The organism is Roseovarius sp. MBR-6, from assembly GCF_040547525.1.
Classification (GTDB): domain Bacteria; phylum Pseudomonadota; class Alphaproteobacteria; order Rhodobacterales; family Rhodobacteraceae; genus Roseovarius.
The window spans coordinates 106,408-129,154 of sequence record NZ_JBEPPW010000007.1 but is presented as its reverse complement, the minus strand read 5'-3'; the positions used below and the strand labels follow the sequence as shown (position 1 = coordinate 129,154).

General features: G+C 64.5%; 24 protein-coding genes and 1 tRNA gene. 14 read left to right on the top strand and 11 right to left on the bottom strand.

Annotated features, from left to right (window positions below; all coding sequences use genetic code 11):
- The first annotated feature begins 1 nt into the window (after position 1).
- Entirely contained in the window at positions 2-1,030 is a 1,029-nt protein-coding gene (gene trpS, locus ABIE57_RS11190; RefSeq protein WP_354539100.1) for a tryptophan--tRNA ligase, read from the top strand.
- A 222-nt stretch (positions 1,031-1,252) separates the two neighbouring features.
- On the opposite strand, the gene ABIE57_RS11185 is transcribed toward trpS, so the two are convergent.
- The gene (locus tag ABIE57_RS11185; RefSeq protein WP_354539099.1) at positions 1,253-3,136 is read right to left on the bottom strand and encodes an acyl-CoA synthetase; all 1,884 of its coding nucleotides are present in this window, start codon (positions 3,134-3,136) and stop codon (positions 1,253-1,255) included.
- Between the two features lie 339 nt (positions 3,137-3,475).
- On the opposite strand from ABIE57_RS11185, the gene ABIE57_RS11180 reads away from it, so the two are divergent.
- Both ABIE57_RS11180 and ABIE57_RS11175 read left to right on the top strand, forming a co-directional pair.
- Positions 3,476-4,492 (top strand): Fe(3+) ABC transporter substrate-binding protein, encoded by a 1,017-nt coding sequence (locus tag ABIE57_RS11180; protein WP_354539098.1) that lies wholly within the window; start codon positions 3,476-3,478, stop codon positions 4,490-4,492.
- A gap of 67 nt (positions 4,493-4,559) precedes the next feature.
- On the top strand, positions 4,560-6,530 hold the full coding sequence (locus ABIE57_RS11175) for a sensor histidine kinase (protein WP_354539097.1): 1,971 nt from the start codon (positions 4,560-4,562) through the stop codon (positions 6,528-6,530).
- A gap of 9 nt (positions 6,531-6,539) precedes the next feature.
- On the opposite strand, the gene ABIE57_RS11170 is transcribed toward ABIE57_RS11175, so the two are convergent.
- Complete coding sequence (locus ABIE57_RS11170) at positions 6,540-7,178, bottom strand: MT-A70 family methyltransferase (protein ID WP_354539096.1); 639 nt, start codon at positions 7,176-7,178, stop codon at positions 6,540-6,542.
- Entirely contained in the window at positions 7,178-7,876 is a 699-nt protein-coding gene (locus ABIE57_RS11165) for a BglII/BstYI family type II restriction endonuclease (RefSeq protein ID WP_354539095.1), read from the bottom strand. The genes ABIE57_RS11170 and ABIE57_RS11165 overlap by 1 nt, the downstream gene beginning before the upstream one ends.
- A gap of 11 nt (positions 7,877-7,887) precedes the next feature.
- Between ABIE57_RS11165 and lepA the strand changes: the two genes are divergently transcribed.
- Positions 7,888-9,687, top strand: a complete 1,800-nt coding sequence (lepA, locus tag ABIE57_RS11160; protein ID WP_354539094.1) for a translation elongation factor 4 — start codon at positions 7,888-7,890, stop codon at positions 9,685-9,687.
- 71 nt (positions 9,688-9,758) lie between these two features.
- On the opposite strand, the gene ABIE57_RS11155 is transcribed toward lepA, so the two are convergent.
- Both ABIE57_RS11155 and ABIE57_RS11150 read right to left on the bottom strand, forming a co-directional pair.
- Complete coding sequence (locus tag ABIE57_RS11155) at positions 9,759-9,881, bottom strand: entericidin A/B family lipoprotein (protein ID WP_354539093.1); 123 nt, start codon at positions 9,879-9,881, stop codon at positions 9,759-9,761.
- Positions 9,882-10,507: 626 nt separating this feature from the next.
- Positions 10,508-10,584, bottom strand: a tRNA-Arg gene (locus tag ABIE57_RS11150).
- Between the two features lie 213 nt (positions 10,585-10,797).
- Here ABIE57_RS11150 and ABIE57_RS11145 point away from each other — a divergent pair.
- A complete protein-coding gene (locus tag ABIE57_RS11145) occupies positions 10,798-11,247 on the top strand; it encodes a YqaA family protein (RefSeq protein ID WP_354539092.1) in 450 nt (149 codons plus the stop codon).
- On the opposite strand, the gene ABIE57_RS11140 is transcribed toward ABIE57_RS11145, so the two are convergent.
- Positions 11,248-11,634, bottom strand: a complete 387-nt coding sequence (locus ABIE57_RS11140; protein WP_354539154.1) for a c-type cytochrome — start codon at positions 11,632-11,634, stop codon at positions 11,248-11,250. It lies immediately after the preceding gene.
- Between the two features lie 182 nt (positions 11,635-11,816).
- Between ABIE57_RS11140 and ispH the strand changes: the two genes are divergently transcribed.
- Complete coding sequence (gene ispH, locus ABIE57_RS11135) at positions 11,817-12,767, top strand: 4-hydroxy-3-methylbut-2-enyl diphosphate reductase (protein ID WP_354539091.1); 951 nt, start codon at positions 11,817-11,819, stop codon at positions 12,765-12,767.
- Between the two features lie 69 nt (positions 12,768-12,836).
- Here the strand turns inward: ispH and ABIE57_RS11130 are convergent, their stop codons facing one another.
- The 5 genes from ABIE57_RS11130 to ABIE57_RS11110 form a co-directional block, all read right to left on the bottom strand.
- Positions 12,837-13,688, bottom strand: a complete 852-nt coding sequence (locus tag ABIE57_RS11130) for a cytochrome c1 (RefSeq protein WP_354539090.1) — start codon at positions 13,686-13,688, stop codon at positions 12,837-12,839.
- Positions 13,689-13,698: 10 nt separating this feature from the next.
- Positions 13,699-15,021: a cytochrome b gene (gene petB, locus ABIE57_RS11125; protein WP_354539089.1), complete on the bottom strand. Its 1,323-nt coding sequence runs from the start codon at positions 15,019-15,021 to the stop codon at positions 13,699-13,701.
- Positions 15,022-15,033: 12 nt separating this feature from the next.
- Complete coding sequence (gene petA / locus ABIE57_RS11120) at positions 15,034-15,594, bottom strand: ubiquinol-cytochrome c reductase iron-sulfur subunit (protein WP_354539088.1); 561 nt, start codon at positions 15,592-15,594, stop codon at positions 15,034-15,036.
- A 173-nt stretch (positions 15,595-15,767) separates the two neighbouring features.
- Positions 15,768-16,373, bottom strand: a complete 606-nt coding sequence (locus ABIE57_RS11115; protein ID WP_354539087.1) for a glutathione S-transferase — start codon at positions 16,371-16,373, stop codon at positions 15,768-15,770.
- Positions 16,374-16,526: 153 nt separating this feature from the next.
- Positions 16,527-16,706: a hypothetical protein gene (locus tag ABIE57_RS11110; RefSeq protein WP_354539086.1), complete on the bottom strand. Its 180-nt coding sequence runs from the start codon at positions 16,704-16,706 to the stop codon at positions 16,527-16,529.
- Positions 16,707-16,837: 131 nt separating this feature from the next.
- Here ABIE57_RS11110 and ABIE57_RS11105 point away from each other — a divergent pair, with 131 nt between their 5' ends.
- The 8 genes from ABIE57_RS11105 to ABIE57_RS11070 all read left to right on the top strand — a co-directional run bounded on the left by ABIE57_RS11105 (position 16,838) and on the right by ABIE57_RS11070 (position 22,739).
- Complete coding sequence (locus ABIE57_RS11105) at positions 16,838-17,806, top strand: TRAP transporter substrate-binding protein (protein WP_354539085.1); 969 nt, start codon at positions 16,838-16,840, stop codon at positions 17,804-17,806.
- Positions 17,807-17,872: 66 nt separating this feature from the next.
- Complete coding sequence (locus ABIE57_RS11100; RefSeq protein WP_354539084.1) at positions 17,873-18,373, top strand: TRAP transporter small permease; 501 nt, start codon at positions 17,873-17,875, stop codon at positions 18,371-18,373.
- On the top strand, positions 18,370-19,656 hold the full coding sequence (locus tag ABIE57_RS11095) for a TRAP transporter large permease (RefSeq protein ID WP_354539083.1): 1,287 nt from the start codon (positions 18,370-18,372) through the stop codon (positions 19,654-19,656). The genes ABIE57_RS11100 and ABIE57_RS11095 overlap by 4 nt, the downstream gene beginning before the upstream one ends.
- Positions 19,657-19,741: 85 nt before the next feature.
- Complete coding sequence (locus ABIE57_RS11090; RefSeq protein ID WP_354539082.1) at positions 19,742-20,512, top strand: hydroxypyruvate isomerase family protein; 771 nt, start codon at positions 19,742-19,744, stop codon at positions 20,510-20,512.
- A gap of 77 nt (positions 20,513-20,589) precedes the next feature.
- Positions 20,590-21,048, top strand: coding sequence for a DUF3429 domain-containing protein (locus ABIE57_RS11085; protein WP_354539081.1), 459 nt, complete (start codon positions 20,590-20,592; stop codon positions 21,046-21,048).
- Positions 21,045-21,659 (top strand): glutathione S-transferase family protein, encoded by a 615-nt coding sequence (locus tag ABIE57_RS11080; protein ID WP_354539080.1) that lies wholly within the window; start codon positions 21,045-21,047, stop codon positions 21,657-21,659. The genes ABIE57_RS11085 and ABIE57_RS11080 overlap by 4 nt, the downstream gene beginning before the upstream one ends.
- Positions 21,652-22,119: a ribonuclease HI gene (gene rnhA / locus ABIE57_RS11075; RefSeq protein ID WP_354539079.1), complete on the top strand. Its 468-nt coding sequence runs from the start codon at positions 21,652-21,654 to the stop codon at positions 22,117-22,119. The genes ABIE57_RS11080 and rnhA overlap by 8 nt, the downstream gene beginning before the upstream one ends.
- Positions 22,116-22,739, top strand: a complete 624-nt coding sequence (locus tag ABIE57_RS11070; RefSeq protein WP_354539078.1) for a trimeric intracellular cation channel family protein — start codon at positions 22,116-22,118, stop codon at positions 22,737-22,739. Before rnhA ends, ABIE57_RS11070 begins: the two co-directional genes overlap by 4 nt.
- Positions 22,740-22,747: the final 8 nt, after the last annotated feature.

Genomic DNA, 22,747 nt, shown 5'->3' with positions numbered 1-22,747 from the left:
TATGACCGAGGCGGCCTTTACCCCGCGCGTCTTTTCGGGAATCCAGCCCTCGGGCAACCTGCACCTGGGCAACTATCTGGGCGCGCTCAAACGCTTTGCCGAGGCGCAGGAGCGGGGCATCGAGACGCTCTATTGCATGGTGGACCTGCACGCCGTCACCGTCTGGCAGGACCCCGCCAATCTCGCGCGCGCCACGCGCGAACTGGCGGCGGGCTTCATCGCCTCGGGCCTCGATCCCGCGCGCTCGATCCTGTTCAACCAGTCCCAGGTGGCCGAGCACAGCCAACTGGCCTGGGTGTTCAACTGCGTCGCGCGCATGGGCTGGATGCAGCGGATGACGCAGTTCAAGGACAAGGCGGGCAAGAACGCGCAAAACGCCTCGCTGGGCCTTTTTGCCTATCCCGCGCTGATGGCCGCCGATATCCTTGCCTATCACGCCACCCATGTGCCGGTGGGCGAGGATCAGAAACAGCATATCGAACTCACGCGCGACATCGCCATGAAGTTCAACCATGATTACGGGGTCGAGTTCTTTCCCATCCCCGAGCCGGTGATCGAGGGCGCGGGCACGCGCGTCATGTCCCTGCGCGACGGCACCAAGAAGATGTCGAAATCCGACCCTTCGGACATGAGCCGGATCAACCTGACCGACGATGCCGACACGATTTCCAAGAAGATCCGCAAGGCCAAGACCGACCCCGAGCCGCTGCCGTCGGAGGTCGCGGGGCTGGAGGACCGGCCCGAGGCGCGCAACCTCGTCAATATCTACGCGGCGCTCGCGGATATGAGCGTGGATCAGGTCATGGCCGAGGCGGGTGGCCGCGCGTTTTCCGAGTTCAAGCCGCGGCTCGCCGATCTGGCGGTGGAGCGCCTCGCGCCCATTTCGGCGGCAATGGCGCGGCTGATGCAGGACCAGGCCGAGATCGACCGCATCCTGGCCGACGGCGCGGACCGCGCCCGCACCATCGCCGCCCCGATCCTCGACCGCACCTACGCGATCATGGGCATGGTCGGCGCGCGGCGGGGGTAGGGGGCCACCTCGGTGCCGCGCCGCCACCGTGGCCGCGCTCGCCCGTGACGGCGCGCTGTTCATGAACGGGACCGGGGCGACTGACCCCGCTTCGGACGCAGCTCTCGATCCTGACACGGGGAGCATCTGACGCGACCGAGCGGACGGCCGCCGGAGTGCTGCCCCTCGCGGATCATCCGCCTCGCACCGCTGGTGCCGATCGGAAGGCCCTGGGACGCGGGCCTATGCCGCCCATTCCCAGGGCCGCACGAACTGACCGAGGACGTGGCCCATGGCCTCTTCGTCCACCTCGCCCTTGCGCGACACCTGTGCCACCAGCCCGCGCTTCTTGTCATCGACCACGTTCGTCACGCGCGCGGCGATTCCCGCCTCCTCGAGAGCGGCGTTGTAGATGCGCGTGATCGCGCGCTTGCGCAGGTCGGGCTTGAACACCTTGCCGACGGCGGTCTTGGGCAATTCGTCCAGCACCTCGATATATTTCGGTTGCGCCGCGCGCTCATGAACATGGACCTTGCAATGCTCCAGCAGTTCCTCGCCGCTCGCCGTGGCCCCCGCCACGAGCTCGACATAGGCGCAGGGCATTTCGCCGGAATGGGCGTCGGGCTGGCCGATGGCCCCGGCCATGGCGACGGCGGGATGCGTCATCAGCGCCTCCTCGATCTCGGCGGGGTCGATATTGTGGCCGCCGCGAATGATCAGGTCCTTGGCGCGCCCGGTGATCCAGAGATAGCCGTCACCGTCGAGCCGCCCCAGATCGCCCGTGCGCAGGTATTTGTCATAATGGTAAAGCGACTTGTTCTTGTCGATCTCGGTATAGGTGTTCCCGGCATAAACGCCGGGGTTGGAGATGCAGATCTCGCCCACCTCGTCCACGGCGCAATCGATCGGGCCATGGGGCGTTTCCTTGATGATGCGCACATCCGTGTAGGGAAAGGGGAGACCGACCGAGCCCACCTTTTTGGCGCCACCCGGCGGGTTGGACGAGACCAGACAGGTCGCCTCCGTGAGGCCGTAGGCCTCGATGATGGTCATCCCCGTCGCCTTCTCGAACCGGTTGAACAGTTCCAGCGGCATCGGGGCCGATCCGGAAATCGCATTCTTGACGGTCGAGATGTCGGCATCCACCTTGCGTTGCATCAGCACGGCGGCGGCGGTCGGCACGGTGACGATGAACGTGGTCTTGTAGCGTTCGCACAGCTTCCAGAAATTGTCGAACACCCCCTCGCCGCGATAGCCCGCAGGCGTCGGAAAGACGACATGCGCGCCGGATTTGATCATCGACATCAGAACGGCCTGACAGGCCATGACGTGAAACAGCGGCAGCGGGCACATCACGCTGTCCGTCTCACGGAACAGGACAGCCTCCCCCAGCCAGCCGTTATAGACCATGCCGGAATACTTGTGCTGCGCGACCTTGGGCATTCCGGTGGTGCCGCCGGTGTGGAAATAGGCGGCGATGCGGTCGCCCGTGCTGTCGGCAAAGCCCAGGTTCTTGGGTTGGGCTGCCATGCCCTTGTTGAAATCGCGCGCGTCGGCATGGTGCTGCACCGGGTTCTTGGGTCGCACCAGCGGCACGATCCAGCTTTTCGGCGGGGTGAGGTAGCGGTTGAGGTCAATTTCCAGAACGGTATGGACACCCGGCGCATGGCGCACCGCCTCGGCGGTCTTTTGCGCGATGTCGGTCTTGGGGAAGGCCTTGAGCGTCACGACCACCTTGGCACCCGTTTCGCGCAGGATGGCGCTGATCTGTTCGGGTTCCAGCAGCGGGTTGATCGGGTTGACGATCCCGGCGATGGCCGCGCCAAGGGTTGCCACCGCCGTCTCGATCGTGTTGGGCAGGACCAGGGCAACCACATCCCCCTCGCCGATCTTGAGGCTGCGAAACAGGTTGGCCGCCTGGCAGCACTGATCGTGGAACTGCTTCCAGGTGAGGGTCACGGCCTTGTCCGTCGGGCCGGAAAGAAGCTGATAGCTGATCGCCGGACGATCAGGATGGGCGCGCGCCGTGGCGCTCAGCAACTGGTAGAGGGTCATAGGGGTGTCGCGCGCCTCCCACGGCATCTCATTCTGAATGTCGAGCGCGTCCTGCCGCGAGGTGAACGTCATGGCCTTTCCTCCCTTTGCTCCGCGCCTCTCCCTGCGCGGATTTTCCCGTTCGCGGCAGAATGTGCGGGAAAGGGGCGCGGCGCAAGATTTACGCTGCGTTTTGGGACGAGAGCGAAAGCCATCTTGCGCGCGTCACCCTCGGACCTGATCCGAGGGTCTCTTGCGACACGGGATCCTCCGGTCAAGTCGGAGGATGACGGGCACCCCGGGCGCGGTGCCGGTCCTGGCCGGAGACGGCAGGCGACGTTCCGATAAAAACAGTCAGAAATACAGGTTGACTCTTTTTGTCGGAATTGCCAGAAACGCTCAGGCAACCAACCCGGACAAACGGAGCCTTCCATGACCCCGATCAAGACCCTTCTCGGCGCAACCGCCCTTCTGGCGCTGGCCGCTCCTGCCCTCGCGCAGGAGGTGAACCTTTATTCCAGCCGCCATTATGACAGCGATGACGCGCTCTATGCCGCCTTCACCGAGGCCACCGGCATCAGGATCAACCGTATCGAGGCCGAGGCCAACGAGCTTGTCCAGCGGATGAAGGCCGAGGGGGCCAATAGCCCGGCGGATGTGTTCATGACCGTGGACGTGGGCAATATCGCCCGCGCCGAGGAGGCGGGCCTGCTTCAGCCTTTCACATCGGCGGTGATCGAGGCCAACGTGCCCGCCCATCTGCGCCACCCCGACAACCTCTGGACCGGGCTCTCGCAGCGCGCGCGGATCATCTTCTATGCGCGTGACCGGGTGGCGAACCCGCCGCAGACCTATGAGGCGCTGGCCGATCCGGCCTACAAGGGGCAGGTCTGCATCCGCTCCTCGTCGAACATCTATAACCAGTCGCTGCTGGCCTCGATCATCGAGATCAACGGGGCCGACGCAGCGAAATCATGGGCCGAGGGCGTTGTCGCCAACATGGCGCGGCCACCGCAGGGTGGCGATACCGATCAGTTGCGCGGGATCGTCTCGGGGGAATGCGACATTGCCGTGGCCAACACCTATTACTATGCGCGCGGTCTTGCCGGCGATGTCGAGGGGCTGACCAGCGGTATCGACGGGATCGGCTGGGTCTGGCCCAACCAGGACGGGCGCGGCGCGCATGTCAACCTTGTCGCGGCAGGCATTGCGGCCAACGCCCCCAACAAGGAAGAGGCGACCGCCCTGCTGGAATTTCTCGCCAGCGAGGCCGCGCAAAAGCAGTTCGCCGAGGCCAATAACGAATACCCGGTTCTGTCCGGCGTCGCACCCGACACGCATGTGATGGCCATGGGCGACTTCAAGGCCGATACCGAGACGCCGACCGCTTCCTTTGCCACCCATGCGGCAGAGGCGCAGACGATCTTCAACGCGGTCGGCTGGAACTGAGGCGAATTGCGCGCATCGCTTTTCTGACCTAGGGTCGGGTTCTCCAACAGGAGCCCGGCCCTTTCGCATGACCTCCGTCCGGCTACGCCTGCTCATCCTTGCGCTGCTGCCGCTGGTGGTGCTGATGCCTGCGCTTCTGGCGCTGGCCATCGGGCGCTGGTCGTCCAATTACGACGCGCTTCTGATCACCAATGTGGAAACCGATCTGCGGGTGGCCGATCAATATGTGCAGCGCATCCTGACCACGACGGGGGGCGATGTGACGGCGCTGGCGGGATCGCTACGCTTTGACGGGGCGCTGCGCGAGACGCCCGACGGCCTGTCTCGCTTTCTTGCGCGGGAACGCACGGCTCTCGGACTTGATTTTCTCTACTACCTGCCGCGTGACGCCGCGCAGAAGGACTGGCCGCAGAAGGACTGGCCGGTGATCGCCACAGCCCTTGCCGGACGGCCCTCCACCGAGATCGACATTTTCCCCGCCGATACCCTCGCCGCCCTGCCCGGGACCGGCGCGGCGCTGGCCGAGCGCGCCCGCGTGCCGCTCATTCCGACGCAGGCCGCCGTGCCGACCACCCGCAGCATCGAGGATCGCGGCATGGTCGTGCACAGCGCGACGCCCGTCACCACGTCGGGGCGCGAGGGGGTTCTGGTGGGGGGCGTCCTGCTCAACCGCAACCTCGACTTCATCGACACGATCAACGCGCTGGTCTATCAGGACACGGGCCGCGCGGGGGCGCGGCAGGGCACGGCCACGCTCTTTCTGGAGGATGTGCGCGTCTCGACCAATGTGCGCCTCTTCGAGGGCGCGCGCGCGCTCGGCACCCGCGTCTCGGCAGCGGTGCGCGGTGCCGTTCTGGACGAGGGGCGGACCTGGCTCGACAGCGCCTTTGTCGTCAATGACTGGTATATCTCGGCCTATCGTCCGATCATCGACAGTTTCGGCGCGCGGGTCGGGATGCTTTATGTCGGCTATCTCCAGGCGCCGTTCGATGCCGCGCGGAGAAACGCCTATATTCTTGTGTTTGCGGCATTTATTGCGGTTCTTGTGATCAGCGTTCCGCTGTTTCTGCGGCTCGCGCGCAATATCTTCGCGCCGCTCGAGCGGATGACGCAGACCATGGCGCGGGTCGAGGCGGGCGATCTGGAGGCACGGATCGGCTCTGTGCCTGCCCGCGACGAGATCGGCACCGTGGCCGCCCATCTCGACAGCCTGCTCGATCAGGTGCAGGAGCGCGACCGCGCCCTGCGCGCCTGGAACGAGGAACTGAACGCGCGGGTGGACGAGCGCACCGCCGAATTGCGCGAGGCCAATGCCAAGCTGGAGAGCACCTATCAACAGCTTGTCATGTCAGAAAAGCTCGCCTCCATCGGCGAGATCACGGCGGGTGTGGCGCATGAGATCAACAATCCGGCGGCGGTCATTCAAGGCAATCTTGACGTGATCCGCCAGACCCTCGGCGAGGCCGCCGCCCCCGTCGCGCATGAGCTGGGCCTGATCGACCGGCAGGTGGGGCGGATCAGCGCCATCGTCGGCAAGCTGCTGCAATTCGCCCGACCCACCGACTTCGGCACATTCGAAGAGGACGTGGATCTGGGCCAGGTGCTGCGCGATTGCCTCGTGCTGGTGGATCATGTCCTTTCCAAGGCCGATATCGCGGTAAAGATCACCGAGACCCCCGGCACACCGCTCGTCACCATCAACCCCGGCGAGTTGCAGCAGGTGATCATCAACCTTGTCACCAACGCCGCGCAGGCGATGAAGGGTGGCGGGCGGCTGGCCATCTCGACCGGGCCTCAGGCACGTGAGGGGCGTGCAGGTGCCGCGCTGATCGTGTCGGATAGCGGGCCGGGCATCGCCGCTGACAAGATCGGATCGGTGTTCGATCCGTTCTTCACCACCAAGCCGGGCGAGGGCACGGGCCTTGGCCTGTCGGTCAGCCAGACGCTGATCCGTCAGGCGGGCGGGAACATCTCGGCGCGCAACCGCGCCCAGGGCGGGGCCGAGTTCACCGTCTGGCTGCCCGCTCAAAGCGGGTGAGCGCCCCGCCTATCGCCGCAGCGGCACCACCTTGGCCTGCGAGTGGTTGGCGTAGGTGTCCCATGTTGGCTCGTAATGCTCGGCCTGATTGCCCCACACCTCCCAGCCCGGACGCGGGCCGCGGGCGAACATTTCCAGCCGCGCGCCGAAGCTGCACCGCTCGATCAGGTCGTATTGTTCGTCGGGCTTGCGGCTGTGCTCGCGCTTCTGGGTGCAGAGGATATTCTCCTGAGAGCGCCCCGGTGCCAGCGTTCGGGCATTCTTGCCGCGCACACCGAAAAGCAGCACCTCGGTGACGTTTCGGAAATAGAATCCCACGCCGCGCCGATCCGGCCCGCCATCCTTGCGGGTTTTATACCAGATTATGTTGCTCTTGTATTTGAAGCCCCAATGCTCCATCACCTTGAGTCCATCAGGTAGAAGCGCATTGGGAACCCAGAGATACAGATGCGCCGGATCGCCCGCCACTGCCTCGACCGGCAGATCACAGATATCGTCGAGCGTCATCGTGGGATAGCGCGAGAGGCGTTTATGCTCAGGCGCCATCTTGCCGGTGCGATTCTGGAACTGCCATGGCGGATCGGCCAGGATCGTCTGGAACTTGCGCCCCGCCGTGAAGCTCAGGAAATCGGCGTTCGCATCGTTCATCAGTCGTTCTCCCGGTAAAGCGCCGCCGTGATCCCGAAGACCAGAAGCGGGCAGCCCGCCGCCCCGCCCCCTTCGATCTTCGGCAAAAGCTTGGACATGTGGGTTGTCGAGGCCCCGTAGGATGATCCTCGCCCAATTTCCTTGAAAATTCGTTGCAACTCGTCCGCGCGCGTGACGATCACCCCGACGCTGACGGCGCGCAGATCGAATAAAAGGCGGAAGTTGTTGAGATCACGGTCGAAAAACGGATCCTTGTTGTTCCACTCGATCTCAAGGGCCACGCCGTTACGATAGCAGTCGATTTGGTGAGTCGGCGAATCAAGCCTTTCCCCGTCGAGCATGACACCGGTCTCGAACTTCTTCTCCGTCCATCCGCGCTTGTAAAGAAACTTGTCGATAAAATCCGAAACCCTCGATTTGCTGCCGCCGCCCGTAGCTATCCAAGAGCGACGCAGACGAAAGGCGTGCAGCATATCGAGAATATCAGCCCACTCCGCTGGGAAATCCTGCGACAGGATTGCGCTCGCGTGCTTCCACTCGTGGCACTGGTAGTGCTCCCAAATGAAATCGCCCACGCGTTCCCGCAACATCTTGGCTCTCCTCGCTGAACCCCTACCATAGATTGCGCTTGGCCGTTCCGCAATCGCAAAGCCGCCCAAGCGCGACACCACCTTGACCAAACCGCCTTTCCCATACATATGCCAAAGCCATGACACCGCTCTCGCACATCCGCAATTTCTCGATCGTGGCGCATATCGACCACGGCAAATCCACCCTTGCCGACCGGCTGATCCAGTCGACCGGGACGGTGCAGGACCGCGACATGAAAGAGCAGATGCTCGACGCCATGGATATCGAGCGCGAGCGCGGCATCACCATCAAGGCCAACACCGTGCGCATCGACTACACCGCGCAGGATGGCGAGACCTATGTGCTCAACCTCATCGACACGCCCGGCCATGTCGATTTCGCCTATGAGGTCAGCCGCTCCATGCGCGCGGTCGAGGGCAGCCTTCTGGTGGTCGACAGCACCCAAGGCGTCGAGGCGCAGACGCTGGCCAATGTCTATCAGGCGATCGACGCGGGCCACGAGATCGTGCCGGTGCTCAACAAGATCGACCTGCCCGCCTCTGAGTGTGACCGCGTGGCCGAGCAGATCGAGGATGTGATCGGCATCGACGCCAGCGGCGCGATCCGCGTCTCTGCCAAGACCGGCGTGGGCATCCCCGAGACGCTGGAGGCCATCGTCAAGCTTTTGCCCGCGCCCACGGGCGACGAGGCAGCGCCATTGAAGGCCATGCTGGTCGATAGCTGGTATGACGCCTATCTCGGCGTGGTCGTGCTGGTGCGGATCATGGACGGGCGCCTCAAGCGCGGCGACCGCATCCGCATGATCCAGACCGGGGCCACCTACAATGTCGAGCGCATCGGCGTGTTCCGCCCGCAGATGGAAAAGGTCGAGAGCCTCGGCCCCGGCGAGATCGGCTTTATCACCGCGTCGATCAAGCAGGTGCGCGACACCCGGGTAGGCGACACGATCACCCATGAAAAGCGCCCCTGCGCCAAGGCCCTGCCGGGCTTCAAGCCCTCGGTGCCGGTGGTGTTCTGCGGGCTTTTCCCGGTCGATTCGGCGCAGTTCGACGACATGCGCGACGCCATCGAGAAGCTGGCGCTGAACGACGCCTCGTTCAGCTACGAGATGGAAAGTTCGGCCGCGCTCGGCTTCGGCTTTCGGTGCGGGTTTCTCGGCCTGCTGCATCTCGAGGTGATCCGCGACCGGATCGAGCGCGAATATGACATCGAGCTGATCACCACCGCGCCGTCGGTGGTCTATCACCTTCACATGAAGGACGGCACGATGCGGGAGTTGCACAACCCCGCCGACATGCCCGATCCCTCGCATGTCGAGCGTATCGAAGAGCCGCGCATCAAGGCCACGATCATGGTGCCGGATGAATATCTGGGCGATGTGCTCAAGCTCTGTCAGGACCGGCGCGGTATCCAGATGGACCTGACCTATGCCGGCAGCCGCGCCATGGCGGTCTATGACCTGCCCTTGAACGAGGTTGTGTTCGATTTCTACGACCGGCTGAAATCGGTGACCAAGGGCTATGCCAGCTTTGACTATCAGCTTGAGGGCTACCGCGAGGACAAGCTGGTCAAGATGCAGGTGCTGGTGAATGACGAGCCGGTGGACGCGCTTTCCATGATGGTGCACCGTGACCGGGCAGAGATGCGCGGGCGCGCCATGTGCGAGAAGTTGAAGGACCTGATCCCGCGCCACATGTTCAAGATCCCCATACAGGCCGCCATCGGCGGCAAGGTCATCGCACGCGAGACGCTCTCGGCGCTGCGCAAGGACGTGACGGCGAAATGCTATGGCGGGGATGCCACGCGGAAAAAGAAGCTCCTGGAAAAGCAGAAGGCCGGCAAGAAGAAGATGCGCCAGTTCGGCAAGGTCGACATCCCGCAAGAGGCGTTCATCTCGGCGTTGAAGATGGATTCCTAGAGCTTTTCGCCGTAACGGCGAAAAGCTCTGGCGCGCGTGCGAGCCGCAAGACCCTGTGCCCTGCAAGGGGCTCAGGATTCGACGGCAGTTTCGAGGGCCTGGCCGGCATCCTGAACGTCGCGGCCCGCCCCCTGGATGGTTTCGCAGGCGGTCAGGCCAAGGCAGGCCACAAGGCCGATAAACATCATGCGCATGGTTGATTTCTCCGGTTTGATTGGGTCTTGCCACATGCGGTGCGCATGGCGACAAGGGCGCGTCCCGGACCGTGATCCGACCGCGGGAGCAAACTGCGACACTCTGCCTATGCGAGGGCGAATACAACCGCTGATTTCAATGTCAGCGCATAATCGCTGATACTCGGGGTCCAGGATTCAGGACGGGAGAAAGAAATCAGCGGTGTGTCATCATGATCGCGCTGCACCCGTCGGGTAAGATGCGCCCGCTCCTTGCTTGCCGGTCGACCCCCATGATCGCGGCCTGAGCTGATTGGCTCGGTCGTCTCTCCCGCGGCATTCTGGAGAGTATCCCACAGCGTGATGTAGCTTCGTGCTGAGGTGGTCGCGTATTGCAAAAAGTAAGATCAAATCGCCTTGGCGTATCGTCGTCGGACGCTGCCTCGCTTATCGAGCGGGAGAAGGTTGAAACGATCATGCGCAGCCTGCACACCTGACCATCAGACATATTCTCGATCGCACACCGCCTGCCATCAGGCTTTGAAACGGATTTATGCGTCCACTTCATGTCTGCGATATTCACAGACCGATTTTTGTCGAAAAGTCGGTCTTTGGATGTTGACCAACACATATTTTATTGGGTTTTTTGGTGACCCCGACAGGATTCGAACCTGTAACCTGCCCCTTAGGAGGGGGCTGCTCTATCCAGTTGAGCCACGGGGCCGCCGGTGACTGATTAGCGGCTTTGGCGGTGTTTGTCATCGGCGGATTGCACCGGTGCGCGATTGAAAGGGGACCGTAGCGAAAGGACGCCCGAAGCACCACACCTCCCGCTTCCGTCCGCGAGGATTGTGGCCCGAAGCGGCTCATTGGGGCTTGGGGTTGCGCGTGATCCGTCTTACGGTCCGGCAATGCGACCCATCTCTTTCGTGACGCCATGATCCCCGATCCGGGCCAGATCGCCCAGCTTGCCGGGCTCTTTGCCGCTGCCTTCGGGGCGGCGACTTTGCTGCCATTCCAGTCCGAGGTTGTCTTTGTCGCGCTGCAAGCGGCCGGCACGGTATCGCTTGCCTCGATCCTGATCGTGGCCTCGGTGGGCAATACGCTCGGCTCGGTGGTCAATTATGTCATGGGGCGCGGGATCGAGCGGTTCCGCCACCGTCGCTGGTTTCCCGTGACCGAGGCACAGCTTGAACGGGCTCAGGGGTGGTATGCCCGCTGGGGAATCTGGACGCTGCTGATGAGTTGGGCCCCCCTGGGTGACGGCTTTACCGTGGTGGCGGGGATCATGCGCACGCCGGTCTGGCTCTTCGTCACGCTCGTGGCCATTGCCAAGACCGGGCGCTATCTCGTGCTCGCCTGGATCACGGCGCAGGCGATGGCGTGATCAGCCGCCCGCGTTACGATTGATCTCTTCGTGGATTTCGATCACCCGGCGCGGCCAGGTGGATTTGATATAGGCCAGCACCGCGCGCATTTCGTATTCGGTCAGCTTGCCCTCGAAGCCCGGCATCCGGCTGCGATAGCCCTGACCCACCACCGCCTCGGTGCCGCGCCGCACGATATCGAGAAGCTGCGCGTCGGGATGGTGCCAGGTATGGCCCGATACGTCATGCGGTGGCGCGGGCAGGTATCCCTCTGCGTCGCGGCTCTTCCAGTCAGGCTGGCCTTCAAGCCGCGCGCCGTGACAGGTGGCGCAGTCGGCCTCGTAGACCATCGCGCCATAGGCCACCGCATCCGGGTCCTGCCAGGGCAAAATGCCCTCGTCCGCCATCGCCCCGCCGCCGAGGGCCACGACCAAAGCCGCCAGATATCGCATCGTTGTCTCCGTCTTTTCCCGCTCTTGCCGCTATCCTGCACGGGAAGGTCAAGCGTGGCAAATGTCGCGGATCATGCCTGCCGCTCTTTACGCCGCAGGCCCGCTGCCTTACCTCTGGTCCAAGCAGGAGATGCGCGATGACCAAGCCCCCCCTTACCCTCTATCTCGCCGCGCCGCGCGGCTTTTGCGCCGGTGTGGACCGCGCCATCAAGATCGTGGAAATGGCGCTCTTGAAATGGGGTGCGCCGGTTTATGTGCGCCATGAGATCGTGCACAACAAATACGTGGTGGACGATCTGCGCGCCAAGGGGGCGATCTTTGTCGAGGAACTGGACGACTGCCCCGACGACCGCCCGGTGATCTTTTCCGCCCATGGTGTGCCCAAATCGGTGCCCGCCGAGGCCGCGGCCCGGCAAATGCTCTTTGTCGATGCCACCTGCCCGCTGGTCAGCAAGGTGCATATCGAGGCCGAGCGCCACCATGAGGCGGGCCTGCAAATCGTGATGATCGGCCATGCGGGCCACCCCGAAACCGTGGGCACCATGGGGCAATTGCCGCCCGGCGAGGTGCTTCTGGTCGAAACCCCCGCCGATGTGGCCACGCTTGACGTGCGCGACCCCGCGCGCCTTGCCTTCGTCACGCAAACCACCCTCTCGGTCGATGACACGGCAGAGGTGGTCGCGGCCCTCACCGCGCGCTTTCCGGCCATTGTCGGCCCGCACAAGGAAGACATCTGCTACGCCACCACCAACCGGCAGGAGGCCGTCAAGGCGATGGCCGAAAAGGCCGGGGCAATGTTGGTTGTGGGCGCGCCCAATTCGTCCAACTCGCGCCGTCTGGTCGAGGTCGGTGCGCGCGCCGGATGCTCTTATGCGCAACTGGTGCAGCGCGCTGCGGATATCGACTGGCGCGCGCTTCAGGGCATCACCTCCATCGGTATCACCGCCGGGGCGTCAGCGCCCGAAGTTCTGGTCAACGAGGTCATCGACGCCTTCCACGCCCGCTATGACGTGACCATCGAACAGGTCGAGACCGCGCAGGAGACTGTCGAATTCAAGGTGCCCCGCGTCTTGCGCGCGACAGCGTGACCGAATGAAAACCCCCGCGCGCCAAGGGCGTGCGGGGGCAAGGTCGTTTCAGCGTCGACAGAACGCCCTTTAGCTGTCCTTGCGGTGCTTGATCGGGGCCCAGATCCGCTTGTTGGTCAGGTAAAGCAGCACCGACAGCACGGTGAGAAAGATCACCCCGGTGAGGCCGGCCTGCTGGCGCGCCATCATCTTGGGTTCCGCAGCCCACATCAGGAACGCCGCCACATCCTCGGCCTGCTGTTCCAGCGTGGCCTCGGTGCCGTCATCATATTCGAGATCGTCACCCCAGAGCGGCTGGCCCATGGCGATCCAGCTTCCGGGCACGGTATGGTGGCCGTGCTCGTCCCTGCACTCTTCCGGAAAGCCGCCGGCGGTAAAGGCCGCGTTATAGCTGCCGGGAAAGTCCTCGGGGGCGCATTCCGGTGCGTCGTGATAGCCGACCATCAGCGAATAGATGTATTCCGGGCCGCCCATGCCATTGAAGAGTTGCGAAAGCCCGGTGCCGTAAGGCCCGTGAAAGCCCGCGCGCTTTTTTGCCATGAGCGACAGGTCCGGTGCCCCGGCCGAGGTCACAGCCGGGAAATGGTCGGTCGGTTTCGCGGGCCGGAAATCGTCAAGCTCCGCGTCGAAGACCTCGAACTGCTCGGAATAGGCAAAGACCTGATCCTCGGGCAGGTGTGGCCCGCCCTTGTCGCCGAGCGTGCGCAGGGGGACGTATTGCATCCCGTGGCAGGCCGCGCAGACCTGCGTATAGACCTTGAGGCCACGCTGAAGCTGAACCTCGTCGAACTTGCCGAACGGCCCCTCGAAGGAAAAGGCGATATCCTCGATATGCCCTTCCGCCCCGGCGGCGAACGCCCCCCCTGCCGAGAGCGACAGGGCCGTGAGCGCCGCAATGCCTGTTTTCTTGAACATTGTCATCCGTCCTTTCTTATTCGGCGGGCGTCTGGGCTTGGCCGTAATGCGCGTCGAAATCCTCTTCGATGGTCGCCGGCTGCGCCTCGGGTTTCTCGATCACCCCCAGAAGCGGCAGGATCACGAGGAAATAGGCGAACCAGTAGGCCGAACCGAGGAGGGCGATATAGGGATAGATCCCCTCGGCAGGCATCGCGCCAACCCAGGTCAGCACCACGAAGTTGACCGCGAAGAGCCAGAACCACCATTTGAACATCGGGCGATACCGGCCCGAGCGCACCGACGACGTGTCAAGCCAGGGTGCCAGCGCCATGACGATGATCGCGCCGAACATGGCAATCACGCCGAAGAACTTGGCGTCGATGATCCCGCCGGTGATCCAGTTGGTGAACATCACCACCCAGACATCGGCGGTAAAGGCGCGCAGGATCGCGTAGAAGGGCAGGAAATACCATTCCGGCACGATATGCGCGGGCGTCACCAGCGGGTTGGCCTCGATATAGTTGTCGGGGTGGCCAAGGTAGTTCGGCATGAAGCCAACCACCGCGAAGAACACCACCATGATCACCGCGAGCGCGAAAAGATCCTTGATCACGAAATAGGGCCAGAAGGTCACGGTGTCCTTTGCGGCCTCGGCTTTCGAGGTGCGACGCACATCGACGCCGGTCGGGTTGTTGTTGCCCGTGGTGTGGAAGGCCCAGATATGCAGGGCCACCAGCGCCGCGATGACGAAAGGCAGCAGGTAATGCAGCGAGAAGAAGCGGTTGAGCGTGGCATTGTCCACCGCCGGCCCGCCAAGCAGCCAGGTCTGGATCGCATCACCGATGAAGGGGATCGCGCCGAAGAGACCGGTAATCACCGTGGCCCCCCAGAACGACATCTGCCCCCAGGGCAGCACGTAGCCCATGAAGGCCGTGCCCATCATCAGCACGTAGATCAGCATCCCGATGATCCACGTCACCTCGCGCGGGGCCTTGTAGGAGCCGTAGTAGAGGCCGCGGAAGATGTGCAGATAGACGGCGACGAAGAAGAGCGACGCGCCGTTCATGTGCAGATAACGGATGAAATGGCCGCCGTTCACGTTGCGCATGATGTGCTCGACCGAGGCGAAGGCCAGATCGACATGCGGGGTGTAGTGCATGGCGAGGATGATGCCCGTCACGATCTGCAACGCAAGGCAGAAGGTCAGGACGATCCCCCAGATCCACATCCAGTTGAGGTTCTTGGGGGTGGGGATCATGATCGTGTCATAGAGCAGCCCGACGATGGGCAGGCGGGAGTGAAGCCACTTTTCGCCGCCTGTCGCAGGCTCGTAATGGTCGTGCGGAATACCGGACATGCGCGCGTCTCCTTATCCGAGCTGAATCGTGGTGTCGTCGAGGAACTGCGCAACCGGGATCCAGAGGTTCTCGGGCGCGGGTCCGCGGCGGATGCGGCCTGACGTGTCATAGTGCGAACCGTGGCAGGGGCAGAACCAGCCGCCGAAATCACCCGCGCCGTCGCCGATGGGCACGCAGCCCAGATGGGTGCAGACGCCGATCATCACCAGCCATTCGCCCGCCTCGTCCATCGTGCGGTTCTGGTCGGAGGCGTCGAGCGACATATCGTTGCGATTCTGCGCGTTCTGGTCGGGCAGGGCCGACAGCTCGACCGCGCGGGCGGCCTCGATCTCGCGCTCGGTGCGCCGCCGGATGAACACCGGCTTGCCAAGGAACTTGACGCTGATCTGCGTGCCCGGCTCGATGCCCGAGACATCGACGCGGATCGAGGATAGCGCCTGAACGTCGGCCGAGGGGTTCATCTGGTTCACAAGCGGCCAGATGGCCGCGCCTGCGGTGACCGCACCCGCCCCTGCGGTGGCGTAGTAGAGGAAATCCCTCCGGGTGCCTTCGTGATCTTCTGCGTGGGACACGAGGTTTGCTCCATCTTGTCAGTGCCGATATGCCGATAACGGCTCGTGCGCGCCGGGGATACCTCTCCGACGTTAATGCGCGAGTATCTAGCGGGGCTTTGCCAAGCCGTCCAGCCTGCAATCCCGCATAGATCGCTCAAAGCGCGAATCTGTCGCGCCTTGTCACGGGCTTGTCAGCCGACCGGCGCGGTCTGCGCCATGCTGTCGCGCGCGGCAAAGCCCTCATACCACGCGGCCAGTGCCGGGTGTCCGTCCCGCCAGCCGCGCGCGTCGTGGCGGAAATCGAGATAGCCAAGCGCGCAGGCCACCGCGATCTGGCCCATGTCGAGCGGTCCGGCGAGATGGCTCATCCAACGCTCCTCGAGCGCGTCGAGCGCGCGCGCGATCTTGGCCCATTGCGCCTCGACCCAAGGCTCCGAGCGCGCGCCCTCGGGGCGCAGCCGCGTCTCGTAGACCATGAGCACGCCCGATTCCATGATCCCGTCGGCGGTCGCCTCAAGCGTCAGCACCTCCCAGAGCCGTGCCTCGGGGTAAAGCGCGGCACCCGCCTTCGCGTCGAGATAGCGGCAGATCACGCGGCTGTCATAAATCGCGGGGCCGTCGGCACGCAAAAGTGCGGGGATCTTGCCCAGAGGGTTCGCCGCCATCGCCTCTGGTGCGGTGGCAAGGGCGGTTGTGGCGACCGGCAATTCCTCTACCTGCGTGGCAAGGCCGGTCTCGTGCAAGAGCACGCGCACCTTTCGCACGAAGGGAGAGGCGGGCGAGGAAATGAGTTGCATGGGCCATGGCTCCTGTCTGGCGTCGCGCAGACGCTAGGCCGGGGCAGGGCGCGTGTAAAGCGGTCTCGGCTGGACAGGTCGCGCATCATCCGTCCGTGCCGCCACTCGACATCCGGGGGTCATTTCCTGCCGCCCGGGCCGTGCTGATGCATATCAGGCGGTGGCACCCGGGATCAGGCGGAAATCCACATCGGTAACGCGCGGCGGGCTGCCCCCCGCAAGCCGGTTCGGCACATAGCTGAGCGCGCCGGCGGCGCGGGCCACCTGTGACAGGATGTGACGGCGTGTCTCGATGTCCTGGCGGTTGTCGTCACTTCTGCAAGAACGAGACATTATGCTATCGCTGTCATAAGCTGTATGCATTTTTCGAGACGCGACCGAACAGGCGTTCGCCGCCGCTTGCGTCAGGGGAGAGGACATGGGCCGGGGCATCAACCCGCCGGGCCGACAACAGGAGGAGTTTCATGAAACATCACGCAATTGGCGTGCTTGCCGCGCTCTCGCTGGCCACCGCAGGCCACGCGCAGGACAGCATCGTTGTGGGCCACGCGCTGTCACCGCAATCGCATTACGGTGTCGGCGCGCAGGCATTCATCGACACGCTGACCGCGCTTTCGGGCGGCAGCTTCACCGGCGAGCAGGCCCCGGCGGGCCAGTTGGGCGGCGAGCGTGACATGATCGAGGGGCTTCAGATCGGCTCGCTCGACGTGGTCATCACCTCCACCGGCCCCCTGGGCAATTTCGTGCCGCAGGTCTACGCGCTCGACCTGCCGTTCCTCTTCCGCGACTACGATCACGCGCGCACCACGCTTGATGGCGGGATCGGGCAGGAACTGCTTGACGAGATCGGCAAGAACAACCTCGTCGGCCTTGCATGGTCGGAAAACGGCTTTCGCCACGTGACCAACTCGCAGCGCCCGGTGCGCACGCCCGACGATCTGCAAGGGCTGAAGCTGCGCACGATGGAAAACCGCGTGCACATGGCCGCCTTCGAGGGGATGGGCGCCGCCCCTACCCCGATGGCCTTTCCGGAGCTTTTCGGCGCGCTGCAACAGGGCGTGGTCGATGGTCAGGAAAACCCGGTGACCGTGATCACCGCGTCGAAATTCTGGGAGGTGCAGAAATACGTCTCACTCACCGGCCATGTCTATTCGCCTGCCGTTGTGCTGGCCTCGCCGATCCTGTTTGACGGGCTGACCGAGGAACAGCAGGGCTGGTTTCGTCAGGCCGCCACGGCCTCCGCCGCCGCCACCCGGGCCGAGGTCAACCGGCTGGAAGAGGCGGGCGTCGCGCTTCTGCGTGAAAACGGCATGGAGGTGATCACCGACATCGACAAGGAACCCTTTGCCAGGCTTGCCGCCGAAAGCTCTTACTCGGTCTATACCGACCAATATGGCACCGACATGGTGGAGCGGATCAAGGCCGTCGAATAAGGTCCTGACAGGCACCGGGCCGGTGTGTCGTCTGCGCGCCGGTCCGTCCTTTTGCATGAGGCGGCGATGACACTCTTTCTGAGGTTCGAGGCGATCACCACCGGCATCGCCCTGCGGCTCGCCATCGGCTTTCTGCTGATTGCGACCGCCCTCGCGCTCTACCAGGTGACGACGCGCTTCGTCTTCGGCCACCCCTCCACCTGGTCCGAGGTGATCACCCGCTCGGCGATGATCTGGTCGGTCTTTCTCGGCACAGCCCCCGCCTTTCGCGAAGGCTCCATGATCGCGGTCGAGATCGTGCAGCGCCTCCTGCCGCCGCGCCTCGGCTTTGTGCTCTACTTCGTTGCCTGCGGCCTGTCGCTCACCTTCTTTGCGATCCTGTTCTGGCAGGGCTGGGCGATGACCGGGCGCGTCATGGGCCAGAAACTCGCGGCGCTCGAGATTTCCATCGCCTGGGTCTATGCGGCGCTGCCGGTGGGGTCGGTTTTCATCCTGATCGCCGTTCTCGGCTGCACCATCCGCGCCCTGCAACTCGGGCGGTTGCAACCGGCGGAGACGGACGCATGAACCTTGCCCTTGCCCTGTCGCTCGCCATCTTCTTTCTGGCGGGCGTGCCGATTGCCGTGGCCATCGGTCTTGCCTCGGTGATCGGGATAGAGGCACATGGCCGTCTGCCGCTGCTCCTGGTGGCACAGCGCATGTTCACCGGCCTCGACAGCTTTCCGCTGATGGCGATCCCGCTCTTCATCCTTGCGGGCAACCTGATGTCGGCGGGCGGCATCTCGCACCGGTTGGTCGAACTGGCGAAATCCATCGTCGGCGGCATTCAGGGCGGGCTTGCGGCGTCTTGCGTGCTGACCTGCATGATGTTCGCCTCGGTCTCGGGGTCCTCCGTCGCCACCACCTTCGCCATCGGCGCGATTCTCATTCCGGCGATGGTCAGGCATGGCTATCCCAAACCGCTCGCCGCCTCGGTGCAGGCCAGTTCCGCCGAACTGGGCGTGCTCATCCCGCCCTCGATCCCGCTCATCCTTTATGGCGTGTCCACCGACACGTCGATCGGTCGGCTTTTCATCGCAGGGATCGGGCCGGGGTTTCTGGTCGCGGGCGCGCTGATGGCGCTGGTGCTGATCCTTTGCCGGGTGCGCGGCATCGGGCTCGAGGACGGGCGCGACCGGCCGCGCCTCGGCCCCGCGTTCAGATCCGCTCTGCCCGCGCTCATTGTGCCCGTGGTGATCCTGGGCGGCATCTATTCCGGCATTTTCACCCCGACCGAGGCCAGTGCTGCGGCGGTCGCGGCGGCGGTGGTCGTCGGGATGCTCTTCTACCGCGAATTGCGCGTGGCCGACCTGCCGCAGATCCTAAAGAAAACCGTGCTCGCCACGTCGGCGATCATGCTGATCATCTCGGCGGCGGCGCTGTTTTCCTTCCTCATCACCCGCTCGGGCCTGCCCAATGAAATCGCCGCCTGGTTCAAGGACGTGTTCGAGAGCCGCATCGCCTTTCTGCTGGCGGTGAACCTGATGCTGCTGGTGATCGGCATGTTCATCGAGACCTCGGCGGCGATTCTCGTGCTGGCCCCGATCCTCACGCCCATCGCCATCAGCTACGGCGTCGATCCGGTGCATTTCGGGCTGGTGATCGTGGTCAATCTCGCGCTCGGCATGATCACCCCGCCGCTTGGCGTCAATCTCTTTGCCGCCTGCGCCGTGGCCGACCTGCCGGTCGAGCGGATCATCCCGCAACTGGCTTGGTTCGTGCTGACCGTCTTTGGCGCGCTGATGATCATCACCTATGTCCCGGCGATCACGCTCTGGCCGGTCGAACTGGTATTCGGAGGAACAGGGTGACGCGGATCGTCCATTTCGCGGGGCTTGGGTCCATGAGGTTTGGCATGGCGCACTCGGTGCGCACGTTCGGGGTGGATTGGGACTGATGCGCTTTTCCGCCAATCTCGGGTTTCTCTTCACCGACCGGCCCCTGCCCGACGCGATCCATGCCGCCCATGCGGCGGGGTTCGACGCGGTGGAGTGCCACTTTCCCTATGACACCGCGCCCGAGGCCGTGCGCGCCGCGCTCGACGCCACCGGCCTGCCGATGCTGGGGCTCAACACCTGGCCGGGCGACCGCGACGCGGGCGAGTTCGGCCTTGCGGCGCTGCCCGGGCGCGAGCGGCAGGCGCGCAGCGCCATCGCGCAGGCGGTGGCGTATGCGCAGGCCATCGGCGCGGGGGCGGTGCATGTCATGGCCGGGCGCGCCGAGGGACGGGCAGCCGAGGCCACGTTCCGCGCCAACCTCGCCCATGCCTGCGATCTGGCCGCGCCGCCGGGCATCGAGATCCTGATCGAGCCGATCAACCGGCGCGACGTGCCGGGTTATCACCTCTCGCACAGCGCCCATGCCGCCGAGGTGATCGCGGCGGTGGGTCGCCCCAATCTACGGCTGATGTTCGACTGTTATCACCTGCAGATCATGGAGGGCGACCTTGCGCGCCGGTTCGAGACGCTCTTGCCGATCATCGGCCATGTGCAGATCGCGGGCGTCCCCGAGCGCGGTGCGCCGGATGAGGGCGAGGTCGATCTTGGCTGGCTGCTGGCGCGGATGAAACGGCTGGGCTGGGACCGTCCGGTCGGGGCCGAATACCGGCCTGCCGGGGGGCAGACCGAGGCCAGCCTCGGCTGGCTGCCACGCTTTCGGGCGATCTGAGCGGCGCTTTCACCCTGCGCAGGGTCCATCGTCACGCTGCCCTTGCCAACCCCACGTCAGCGCGCCAATTTGCGCGCATGTTCCAGAGCATTCCCCGCCCCCCCCTGATCCTTGGCCTTGCCGGTCTGCTGCCGTTCCTGTGGGGGGCGCTGACCGTGCTTCTTCCCGATCTCGGCCTCCGGACGGCGCAGGTTGTCGGACCGCGTTTCGCGGGGCCCTATGTCATGCTGTTCTACGGCGCGATGATCTTGTCGTTCATGTCCGGCGTGCTCTGGGGCTTTGCCGCACAGGCCAGCGGGCGCCGCGCCGCCACGGGCTATGCGCTCTCGGTGATGCCCGCACTCTGGGCGTTCTTCATGACCGGCGGCGGCCCGCAATCGGCGGGGGTAAGCCTCATCTTCGGCTTTCTCGGGTTGCTGCTGCTTGATGCGCATTTTGTCCGGCAAGGGCTTGCGCCCGGCTGGTGGATGCCGCTACGGCTCATGCTCTCGGCCATTGTGATCGGCTGCCTTGCCATCGGAGTGATCTACGGATGACGGACATCACGCTCTATTCCATGCCGTCCTCGGGCAACAGCTACAAGGTGCGGCTGCTGCTGGCGCTTTTGGGAAAGGCCGCCAACACAATCGATGTCGAATATGGATGGGAGTCGCTCAAGCGTGCCAAAGAGGAAGGCCGCCTGCCCTTTGGCAAGGCCCCGGTGCTGGAGCTTGGCTGTGGCACGCTTCTGCCCGAATCGAACGCGATCCTGTTCTGGCTGGGACAGGGCACGCGCTTTGTGCCTTTGGGCGCGCTGGAACAGGCGCAGATGCTGTCCTGGATGTTCTGGGAGCAGAACCAGCATGAGGGCGTGATCGCCGTGCGCGCCGCGCTGCTCACCTATCCGCACCGCAAGGCTCAGGCCACACCCGAGCGGCTGGCGGAGTTGCTGGAGAGCGGGCATGCCCTGCTGAAGGTCATGGAGGATCACCTGAGCGGGCGCGACTGGCTGGTGGGCGACAGTGTCAGCCTCGCGGATCTGTGCCTTTACGCCTATACGCATACGGCCGAAACGCACGGTGGTTTTGACCTCGCCCCCTTCCCGGCGCTGCGCGGCTGGCTCGGGCGGGTTGCGGGCCTTGACGGCTATGTCGGCATAGATGCCTGATCTCGTGGCCTATACCGACGGGGCGTGCTCCGGCAATCCCGGCCCCGGCGGCTGGGGCGTTCTGATGCAGGCGAAGGACGGCGCGACCGTGGTCAAGGAGCGCGACCTCAAGGGCGGCGAGGCTGACACCACCAACAACCGGATGGAGCTTATGGCCGCGATCATGGCACTCGAGACGCTCGCGCGCCCCTCGGCCATCACCATCGTCACCGACAGCGCCTATGTGAAGAACGGCATCACCGGCTGGATGCATGGCTGGAAGCGCAACGGCTGGAAGACTGCCGGCCGAAAGCCGGTCAAGAATGTCGAACTCTGGCAGCGTCTGGAGGAGGCGGCGGCCCGCCATGACGTGACATGGCAATGGATCAAGGGCCATGCCGGCCATCCGGAGAACGAGCGCGCGGATGCGTTGGCGCGCGCGGGCATGGCCCCCTACAAGCCGCGCAGGGCCGGGGCATGAGCCTTCTCGCGTTCCTCGATCACGCCTCTGTGGCGATCTTTGCGCTGACCGGCGCGCTTGTCGCCTCGCGCCGCCAACTCGACATTGTGGGCTTTGCCTTTCTCGCCTGCCTCACCGCCGTGGGGGGCGGCACGCTGCGCGATGTGCTGCTGGACCGCAACCCGGTGTTCTGGCTGGCCAATCCGGCCTATGTCCTGATCGCCTGCGCCGCCGCGCTGCTGGTCTTCGTGACCGCCCATCTGGTCGAGAGCCGCTATCGCTGGCTCCTGTGGCTTGACAGTTTCGCGCTTGCCGTCGCCGTCCCCGCCGGTGTCAGTGCGGCCATGGCCACCGGTCAGGGCGCGGTGATCGTGGTGCTGATGGGGATGGTCACCGGCTGCATGGGGGGGCTGATGCGCGATGTGGTGGTGGGCGAGGTGCCGCTGGTGCTGAAACGCGGCGAGCTTTACGTCACCGCCGCCTTCGCCGGTGCCACCGGCGCGGTACTCGCCGCGCACCTGACCTCCGAGCCGCTCATCATCCTTGGAACCTGTGCGGCGATGACATGGGCCTTGCGCGCGGGGTCGCTCACCTTTGGCTGGAAATTGCCGGTCTATCGCGCCCGCCCGCCCCGGACCTGACCGCCCGA